This is a genomic window from Desulfonatronospira sp. MSAO_Bac3, from assembly GCF_003838035.1.
In the GTDB taxonomy this organism is placed as follows: domain Bacteria; phylum Desulfobacterota; class Desulfovibrionia; order Desulfovibrionales; family Desulfonatronovibrionaceae; genus Desulfonatronospira; species Desulfonatronospira thiodismutans.
In genome coordinates, this window is the sequence record NZ_QYZY01000077.1 from 18,540 (window position 1) to 27,518 (window position 8,979).

The window sequence follows — 8,979 nt, forward strand, 5'->3', positions numbered from 1 at the left end:
AGCAGCAAATTTATCAAGTGTGTTAGGGGGATTTATATGCAAAACACAAACGAAACCACTGAACCGCAGGAAAACTTTGAAACCGAGGTAAGCTTCGAATCAGCGCTGGAGGACTATCTCAACGCTGATTTCGGCGAGGTTCAGGAAGGAAGTATCGTTACCGGTGAAGTGGTTAAAGTGGAAAAGGACTATGTCCTGGTGGATGTCAACTTCAAGTCCGAGGGGCAGATTCCTGTTTCCGAATTTCTGGACGCGGAAGGCAATCTTACCGTGCAAGAGGGCGACAAGGTGGATGTCTTTGTCACCCAGAAGGATGAAAACGAGGGCGCTATTTCCCTGTCCCGGGAAAAGGCCAGGCGGGTGAAGCTTCTGGATGATCTGCAGGACATCATGGACAACCAGACCACCATCCAGGGCAAAATTGTCAAGAGGATCAAGGGCGGCTACAATGTGGACCTGGAAGGCCTGGAGGCCTTTCTGCCGGGTTCTCATGTGGATCTTCGGCCTGTACCGGACATGGACGCCCTGGTGGGCCAGGAAATGGATTTCCGTATCCTCAAGATCAACCGCAGGCGCAGCAATGTCATCATTTCCCGCCGGGTACTCCTGGAAGAAGAACGTGAAAACATGCGCCAGGAGCTTCTGGATACCATCAAGGAAGGCCAGGTGGTTCAGGGCAAGGTCAAGAATATCACCGAGTACGGGGTGTTCATCGACCTGGGCGGGCTGGACGGCCTGCTGCACATAACCGACATGTCCTGGAAAAGGATACGTCATCCCAAGGAGATGGTTCAACTGGGAGACGACCTGGAACTCAAGGTTCTAGGTTTCGACTCCGAGGAAAAAAAGGTCTCTCTGGGCCTTAAGCAGCTGGTGAGCGATCCCTGGGAGAATATAGGTGAAAAATATCCCGAAGGCACCAGGATGACTGGAAAGGTCACCAACCTGGCTGACTACGGGGCCTTTGTGGAGTTAGACGACGGTGTGGAAGGCCTGGTGCACATCTCCGAGATGTCCTGGACCAGGAAGCTCAGGCACCCTTCTCAACTGGTCAAATCCGGCGACGAAGTGGAAGTGGTGGTCCTGGGGATAGATTCCGACCGCAAGCGTATCTCCCTGGGGATGAAACAGGTCAGCCCCAACCCCTGGGACGTGGTTGCGGAAAAGTATCCCGAGGGGACCATCCTGGAGGCACCGGTGAAGAATATCACCGAGTTCGGCCTGTTTATCGGCATCGAGGACGGCATAGACGGCCTTATCCATGTCTCGGACATGTCCTGGACCAAAAAGGTGCGTCACCCCTCAGAGCTCTTCAAGAACGGGGACATGGTCCGGGCCAAGGTGCTTACAGTGGACAAGGAAAACGAGAAGTTCACCCTGGGCATCAAGCAGCTTACCGAGGATCCCTGGGCAGAGGTGCCCAGGCATTACCCCGTAGGGACCACCGTTACCGGCAAAATAACCAACATTACTGATTTCGGACTCTTTGTAGAGGTGGAGGAAGGTATCGAGGGCCTGGTGCATGTTTCCGAGATGAGCCGCAAGAAAATCAAGAACCCCAAGGAATTCTTTTCCGAAGGCCAGGAAATTCAGGCCAAGGTCATCCATGTCAGTGCTGACGAGCGCAGGCTGGGCCTGTCCATCAAGCAGCACCTGGAAGAGGAGGAGAAAAAGAGCGCCCCCGCTGATCAGCGCGGTAAAAACGGCAGCGCAGCCCCGGGCAGCAACCTTGGCGATTTAATCCGACAGAAACTGGAAGAAGGGGATGGAGACAAGCAAGACTAAATTCAGCCAGAGACATCCGCTGATTTTTGGTTTCATGCTCATAATAACGGCCGTGGTCACATTCATGCTGGCCATGGCCGTTTTTAATTTTCTTTTTTTTGATGGACCAAAATTACGAACCCAGCCCAAAATCGGGGTGGTCAATGTCAGTGGGCTTATTACCGATTCCAGGGATATTGTGGACTGGATTCAGGAACTGGAAGAAAAAGATTCCGTAAAAGGGGTGCTTTTGAGGGTCAACTCCCCCGGAGGGGTGGTGGCCCCGTCCCAGGAGGTCTTCAGGGCTGTAAAGGACCTGGCCCGGGAGAAGCCAGTGGTGGCCTCTCTGGGGTCTGTTGCGGCCTCGGGGGGATACTACGCCGCCAGTCCGGCCGGGGTGATAGTGGCCAATCCGGGAACGCTGACGGCCAGCATCGGGGTCAAGGTCACCCTGACCAATATCCAGGAGCTTCTGCAGAAACTGGGCATCGAGGACCAGGGGGTCTACAGCGGTGAGTTCAAGGATGCCGGGACAGTATCGCGGCCCATGACCGAGGAGGAGAGAGAATACTTTCAGGGCCTGGTGGATGATATGCACGAGCAGTTTGTACAGGACGTGGCCCTGGCCCGGGACATGGACGAGCAAAGGGTTTATGATCTGGCTGACGGCCGGGCCATGACCGGCAGGCAGGCCCTGGAGGCCGGTCTGGTGGATGAGCTGGGGGGCAGGAGCGAGGCCCTGGATATACTCTGCGAAAAGGTTCAGCTGCCCAGGGACGCAAAGCAGCTGGAAGGACCCGAGGAGAGAATGTCCATCCTGCGCAGGATCTTAAGCGAGTTCTCCCTGGGGGACAATATCCCGGGACCAAGGTGGATTTTTACCTATGAGTGATACGGACAACATTTTAAGCAAGGTGCATGACGGCGGGCGTATCAGCCCGGAAGAGGCCCTGCACCTGGCCCGGTCCGCAGATGTGCATAAGCTTGGACGAGCGGCCCTGGCGGTTCGTACCAGGCTGTTCGGGGATCAGGCCTTTTTCGTATACAACCAGCACTTAAATTATACCAATATCTGCAGCAACGCCTGCCGGTTCTGCGCCTACAGCAAGAGGGCAGGGGAAGAAGGCGCTTACGTCATGAGCGTGGACCAGATCCGGGTCGCCGTAAAGAGCCGGATGCATGAGCCCATTGACGAGATTCATGTGGTGGGGGGCCTGAATCCGGATCTGCCTTATGACTATTACCTGGAAATGCTGAAGTCCATCAAGGAGATCCGCCCGGAAGTACATATCAAGGCCTTTACCGCGGTGGAAATAGCCTACCTGGCCGGGCAGTATGAAAAGACGAGAGAGCAGGTATTGACCGAGTTCGTGCAGGCCGGACTGGATGCCCTGCCCGGAGGCGGAGCCGAGGTCTTTTCCCCGCAGCTGCGCAGACACCTCTGCCCGGAAAAGCTTTCCGGAGAAGAGTGGCTCAAGGTGCATGAACTGGCCCACAGCCTGAATATACCCACCAACTGCACCCTTCTTTTCGGTCACGTGGAGTCCTGGGTGGATCGCCTGGATCATCTGCAGGCCCTGCGCGATCTGCAGGACAGAAGCAGCGGATTTCTGTGCTTTATACCCCTGCCTTATCAGCCGGGCAGAAATGAATTGCAGGCCGCAGGACCCGACGGTGTGGACCTGGTCAAGATGTGGGCTATATCGCGTATTTTCCTGGATAATATCAAGCACATCAAGGCTTACTGGGCCTTTTGCGGTATCAAGGCCGCTCAGCTTGGCCTCTGGTACGGGGCTGATGATTTCGACGGGACCATAGTCGAGGAAAAGGTGGGCCACGCCGCAGGTGCGGATACACCCACAGGCCTTGGGGTTGATCAGCTAAAGCACCATATCCGGGCCGCGGGGATGAAACCGGTGCGCAGGGATTCCTTTTTTCAGCCCAGGTCTTGATGGCGGAAACCGGCTCTTACCAGGAAGTAATTGTAGTCGGCGGAGGTCCTGCCGGCCTGATGGCCGCAGGTCAGGCGGCGTCCAGGGGGCTGCGGGTGGTCCTTCTGGAAAAAAAGCATCTGCCGGCCAGGAAGCTGGGCATTACCGGCCAGGGGCGCTGCAATCTCACCAATACTGCTGCCATGAATGATTTCCTGCGCTCTTTCGGCCACGGGGCAAAATTTATGCGCTTTGCCCTGGGCCGCTTCTTTAACCAAGATCTTGTTTCATTTTTTGATGCACTGGGACTTGAGACCGTCGAGGAACGAGGAGGAAGGATCTTTCCGCGCACCCAGCAGGCCTCTGACGTGGTGCGCACCCTGGTCGGCTGGGTTAAAGAGTCTGGAGTGAAAATACAGTCCGGCAGGGCGGTAAGGCAGGTGGTTGCAGAGCAGGGCCGGGTCCAAGGTGTAGTTGCCGACAGGCAGGGTGCAAAAGAAGAGTTTGTCGGGACCGACAATATCATTATCGCCACAGGCGGGGCCTCGTATCCGGCTACCGGGTCCACCGGAGACGGCTACGCTCTGGCCAGAGCTCTGGGGCATGAAATTGTCCCGGTCTACCCAGGCCTGGTCCCCTTAGAGACGGCGGGCGACACCGCCCCTATGATGCAGGGCTTAAGCCTTAGAAACGTGCAGGCCGGGATATATGTCCAGGGCAAAAAGCAGGCGCAAGACTTCGGGGAGATGCTTTTCACCCATTTCGGGGTTTCCGGACCCATTGTCCTGACCCTCAGCAGGGAGGCGGTCCAGGCCCTGAACCGAAACCAGGAAGTCAAACTGGTCATTGATCTAAAACCTGCGGTGAGCCACACCGCCTTGAAATCCAGGATATCCAGCCGAATGCATGCCCGGGGCAAAAGAAAGATTTCCAATATTCTCAAGGAATTTCTGCCCATAAAAATGATCCCCGTCTTTCTGGAGAAATCCGGCATTGACCCGGACAAGCCCGGCAGTGAACTCACCTCCCCGGAACACAAGGCCCTGCGTATGTGGTGCAAGGAGTTATGCCTGGATATCACCGGGCATCGGTCTTTTAACGAGGCCATAATCACTTCCGGAGGGGTGAAGCTCTCTGAGGTTGATCCCAGGACCATGCAGTCCAGAAAAGTAAGCGGCCTTTACTTTGCAGGCGAGGTTTTAGACATTGATGCAGACACAGGCGGCTACAACCTGCAGGCGGCTTTTTCCACGGGCTGGGTGGCCGGCAACTCTGTTGGCGCAAAAAAAGCTTAAGCAGGGGGTGGTGAACCATTGCAGGCTTTATTCAGGTTATACTTGCCTCTGGTGCAGCCTTCTGTTAACTGCTGAGAAATATGTGGGAGCTCATCATTGCCTTCTCCCTTGCGGTGGTTGTATCCGCATTTTGTTCCATCGCCGAGGCTGCGCTTTACTCCGTTCCCTGGAGCTTTATAGAAAGGCTTAAGAAGGAAAAGAAAAAAAGCGGGGAGTTGCTGTATAAACTGCGCTCCAGGATCGACCAGCCCATTACCGCCATTTTGACCCTGAACACCCTGGCCAACACAGCAGGCGCGGCCATAGCCGGAGCTGCCGCAGCCAGTGTGTTCGGTGCGCAGAATCTTATCTATTTTTCCATTGTCTTTACCCTGACAATACTTATATTCTCAGAAATCATCCCCAAAACCATGGGCGTAGTGTTCAACAGGCGCGTGGCACCAATTCTGGCCAAGCCTCTGGTGGCCCTGGTGTGGGTGTTAAAGCCGGTAATAGTGGTGTGCAGGTACCTGGTGGTCTTTATTGAAAGAAAAAAGGCTGGGCCAACCACTTCTGAGGAGGACCTGCTGGCCATGCTCAGCCTGACGCGCCGTTCCGGGGTCATAAAGCCTTATGAGGAACTGACCATCCAGAATATTTTATCCCTGGACAAGAAGATGGTCAGGGATATCATGACCCCCAGGATGGTGATTTTTTCCCTTCCGGCGAAAATGACCGTTTCAGAGGCCAGGGAGTACAAGACCTTCTGGCCGCACAGCCGCATACCGGTATATGAAGGGGATGATCCCGAGGATGTGGTGGGGATTGTCAGCCGCAGCCAGATCCTGGATGCACTGGCCAGAGATCAGGACCACATCAGACTGGAAGACCTTATGCGTCGGGTGGACTTCGTGGTGGAGACCATGAGTCTGGACCGTCTGCTCATCAAATGCCTCAATTCCAGAGTGCATCTTTTTATGGTCCTGGATGAATACGGCGGTATTGCCGGACTGGTTACCCTGGAGGATGTCATGGAAGAGATTCTGGGCAAGGAAATTGTTGACGAGACAGATGAGGTGGTTGATATGCGTGAGATGGCCAGGCAGAGCAGGGCGGAGCTTAAAAGCCGGAGCAGATCAGGAGTGGGTGAAAAGGGTTCCCAATGATACAGACCCCGGTTATCAGAAGCAAGGGCTGACACAAAATGTGTTTAATCCATACATATTAACATAAAATTAACTTTCCCGGTTTGGGGCTGGCGGAAGCAGCATGCTGGCGCGGATATGTATCCGCACTTAGACAGTGTATGGAATTTATTTGTGCTTGAATGCTGAACAAAGAAGGTGTAGTATTTTTTTGAACTACTGACCGCGTCGCCTGCAGTAAATCTGCAGGATTATGTTCAAGGGCTTGTCACCCGGTATAGAACACGATTTACAGGAGGACTTCTGTATGTCCACACAAAAAAAATCAAAATTCATGTATCTTGCGGCTTTTTTGCTGATTTTTTCCGGAGTGGGATACCTGGTGGTTACCAGTGTGACCCAGAGCAGCACTTACTTTCTTGAGGTCTCCGAGGCCCTGGCCATGGACCAGGACAAGCTGGACCGGGCCAGACTTTTCGGTAAGGTGGCAGAGGAAGAACTTGAAAGAGACAGTGATGCCCTGGGGGTGACCTTCATGCTTCAGGACAAGGATGACAAGGACAAGGTCATCCGGGTAAGATATGCTGGAGCGGTTCCCGATGCTTTCAGGCCCGGAGCCGGGGTTATTGTCGAAGGTCAGGCCAGGCCCGAGGAAGGGATTTTCATGGCCCACGATCTCATGACCCAGTGTCCGTCCCGATACGAGAGCAAACAATAAAGGCTTCCCCCGTCTCAACAGCTGAACCCACAAAGGCTCTGCCTGCATCCCGGGGCGGGCCTTTATTTTTGAATTAATCAACCCTGAAACAGTAGGATTTTCTCATGCACTATCTGGGTTTTTTTGCACTGCTGACCTCGCTTATCATCATGATTCTCCTGGCTGCAGCTGCTTTTGCAGGATTATGGCGTATCAGAAGTACCGGAGAGGATATAAAGATCGTGCCCTGGCTGGAGAAGGGACAGGCAGCGGTTACGGGGTTGGTTACCCTTAGCTCTCTGGTGCTTCTCTGGGCTTTTATAACCCGGGATTTTACATATTCGTACGTTTACAGGAATTCTGATGAGTTTCTACCCATGCATTATCAGGTTTCAGCCTTCTGGGCCGGTCAGGAAGGATCTCTTCTTTTCTGGCTGTGGGTGGTGGTCATCATGGCCGGCATCTGGCTTTTATCTCCTGTGTACAAGTCCCTGGCCAGGGACACCAAGGCCTGGTTCTGGGGGATGATGTTTATTGTCCAGGCTTTTTTACTGCTCATGCTTACCGGACCGAGCAATCCCTTTATCGTTTATGATATCCAGCCCATGGGCGGAAGCGGGCTGAATCCTCTTCTGCAGAACGTGGGCATGATATTTCATCCGCCCATGACTTTTCTGGGTTACGCCGGCTTTACCATCCCGGCCTGCCTGGCTCTGGCCGGGTGGCTGAGCGGTGATCAGCGCAGCTGGATTTTCCAGTGCCGCAACTGGGTGCTTTTTGCCTGGGTCATGCTCACCGGCGGCGCTATACTTCTGGGCGGATGGTGGGCCTATATGGAACTGGGATGGGGCGGATACTGGGCCTGGGACCCGGTGGAAAACGCCTCGCTGATCCCCTGGCTTATAAGCACGGCTTTTCTGCATACAGCCATAGTGGGCAAGCAGAGAAACGTACTGCACCGATCCAACCTCATACTTATCAGTCTTTCCCTGCTTACCTGCTTTTTCGCCACCTACCTGGTGCGAAGCGACGTCATCGAATCCCTGCATACTTTCGGCGGCCGGGGAGTAGGGGGTCCGCTGGTGATTTTCATGCTGGCAGGCCTTGCCCTTACTCTTTTCGTGGCTATGGCCGGGCAGAAGCAGAAAAGCGCCATGGACAGCCTTTGGAGTAAGCAGGGGCTTCTCATAGTGGTCTCCTGGATTTTTCTGGCCCTGGCCGTGATAGTGGCCATGGGCACCATGTGGCCGGTTATTTCCAATATCTGGACCGAGAGCCCCATGGGACTGGGGCCGGATTTTTACAACCGGGTATGCCTGCCGCTTTTTACTGCCATGGCCTTAGTCATGTGCGTCTGCCCCTGGTTCAACTGGCGACAGGGAATTCTGGACATGCAGGGACTGCTGGCGGTGGTTCTGGTTTTTGCAGTGTCCGTTGCCGGTCTCTGGATCGGAGGCATGCGAGATTTTATGCCCCTGATTGCGGCTTCTGCAGGCACGGCAGGAATGGTGTCCATGATCTTTTATATCCTGTCCAGACGGGAATTGCGCCGCAGCCGTAAAGGCTGGGGGCTTTACCTGGTTCATTTCGGGGTGGCCATGATTGTGCTTGGGGTGGCCTTTTCCGGTCCGTACCAGGAGGAAATCCAGGTGCGGCTGAGCCAGGGTGAAAGCACTGAGATCAGCGGTTTTGAAGTCACCTATTCCGATTTCCGGGAAGAGCACGACCCCGGGGTGTCAATCTACGAGGCCAGGCTGGACGTAACCCGGGACGGCAAAGAGGTGGGCACCATGCTTCCTCAGCGCACCCTGCACCGCAACTTTGATCAGCCCTACTCGGAGGTCTCCACCATCTTTTCCCTGGGCAAGGAGGTTTATTCCACCATAATGGGGTTTGACCAGGAGCTCAATGTCACCTTTAAAATCAGTGTAAGCCCCCTGGTGAACTGGATCTGGATAGGCAGCATCATCCTTTGCCTGTCAATTTTTCTGATAATGGGCAGAGTAAGGATCAGGTCACCGGAGAATTAAAATCCTGGTAACAGTTCATCAGTGGTGTGCGTAGACTGTCTGTTTTTATCAGATGGCAAAAGTTACAAATTCTGTTTTTTAGCTGGTTGCAGTTATATCATGCAGGAAAAGAATAATCAGAATATGCTCCTGGAGCTG

The 8,979-nt window shown here is 54.3% G+C and carries 7 protein-coding genes; all 7 read left to right on the plus strand.

Translation table 11 applies throughout. The features are described 5' to 3' along the window. The first annotated feature begins 36 nt into the window (after positions 1–36). The 7 genes from D5S03_RS02835 to D5S03_RS02865 all read left to right on the plus strand — a co-directional run bounded on the left by D5S03_RS02835 (position 37) and on the right by D5S03_RS02865 (position 8,841). Positions 37–1,785: a 30S ribosomal protein S1 gene (locus D5S03_RS02835; RefSeq protein WP_287042619.1), complete on the plus strand. Its 1,749-nt coding sequence runs from the start codon at positions 37–39 to the stop codon at positions 1,783–1,785. Beyond that, positions 1,766–2,656 carry a signal peptide peptidase SppA gene (gene sppA, locus D5S03_RS02840; protein ID WP_008870362.1) on the plus strand — a complete coding sequence of 297 codons (891 nt, stop codon included), beginning with the start codon at positions 1,766–1,768 and terminating at the stop codon, positions 2,654–2,656. The genes D5S03_RS02835 and sppA overlap by 20 nt, the downstream gene beginning before the upstream one ends. Then, positions 2,649–3,716 (plus strand): aminofutalosine synthase MqnE, encoded by a 1,068-nt coding sequence (gene mqnE, locus D5S03_RS02845; protein ID WP_008870363.1) that lies wholly within the window; start codon positions 2,649–2,651, stop codon positions 3,714–3,716. Before sppA ends, mqnE begins: the two co-directional genes overlap by 8 nt. After that, positions 3,716–4,990 carry a BaiN/RdsA family NAD(P)/FAD-dependent oxidoreductase gene (locus tag D5S03_RS02850; RefSeq protein ID WP_287042620.1) on the plus strand — a complete coding sequence of 425 codons (1,275 nt, stop codon included), beginning with the start codon at positions 3,716–3,718 and terminating at the stop codon, positions 4,988–4,990. The genes mqnE and D5S03_RS02850 overlap by 1 nt, the downstream gene beginning before the upstream one ends. A gap of 80 nt (positions 4,991–5,070) precedes the next feature. Beyond that, positions 5,071–6,135 (plus strand): hemolysin family protein, encoded by a 1,065-nt coding sequence (locus D5S03_RS02855; RefSeq protein ID WP_008870365.1) that lies wholly within the window; start codon positions 5,071–5,073, stop codon positions 6,133–6,135. A 286-nt stretch (positions 6,136–6,421) separates the two neighbouring features. Further along, positions 6,422–6,832 carry a cytochrome c maturation protein CcmE gene (locus D5S03_RS02860; RefSeq protein ID WP_008870366.1) on the plus strand — a complete coding sequence of 137 codons (411 nt, stop codon included), beginning with the start codon at positions 6,422–6,424 and terminating at the stop codon, positions 6,830–6,832. A gap of 104 nt (positions 6,833–6,936) precedes the next feature. Beyond that, positions 6,937–8,841 (plus strand): heme lyase CcmF/NrfE family subunit, encoded by a 1,905-nt coding sequence (locus D5S03_RS02865; protein WP_008870367.1) that lies wholly within the window; start codon positions 6,937–6,939, stop codon positions 8,839–8,841. Positions 8,842–8,979 lie beyond the last annotated feature (138 nt).

Bases quoted from the DNA above. Each gene is read 5' to 3' on its own strand.
- D5S03_RS02835 (WP_287042619.1), top strand. From the start codon at position 37: ATGCAAAACACAAACGAAACCACTGAACCGCAGGAAAACTTTGAAACC.
- sppA (WP_008870362.1), top strand. From the start codon at position 1,766: ATGGAGACAAGCAAGACTAAATTCAGCCAGAGACATCCGCTGATTTTT.
- mqnE (WP_008870363.1), top strand. From the start codon at position 2,649: ATGAGTGATACGGACAACATTTTAAGCAAGGTGCATGACGGCGGGCGT.
- D5S03_RS02850 (WP_287042620.1), top strand. From the start codon at position 3,716: ATGGCGGAAACCGGCTCTTACCAGGAAGTAATTGTAGTCGGCGGAGGT.
- D5S03_RS02855 (WP_008870365.1), top strand. From the start codon at position 5,071: ATGTGGGAGCTCATCATTGCCTTCTCCCTTGCGGTGGTTGTATCCGCA.
- D5S03_RS02860 (WP_008870366.1), top strand. From the start codon at position 6,422: ATGTCCACACAAAAAAAATCAAAATTCATGTATCTTGCGGCTTTTTTG.
- D5S03_RS02865 (WP_008870367.1), top strand. From the start codon at position 6,937: ATGCACTATCTGGGTTTTTTTGCACTGCTGACCTCGCTTATCATCATG.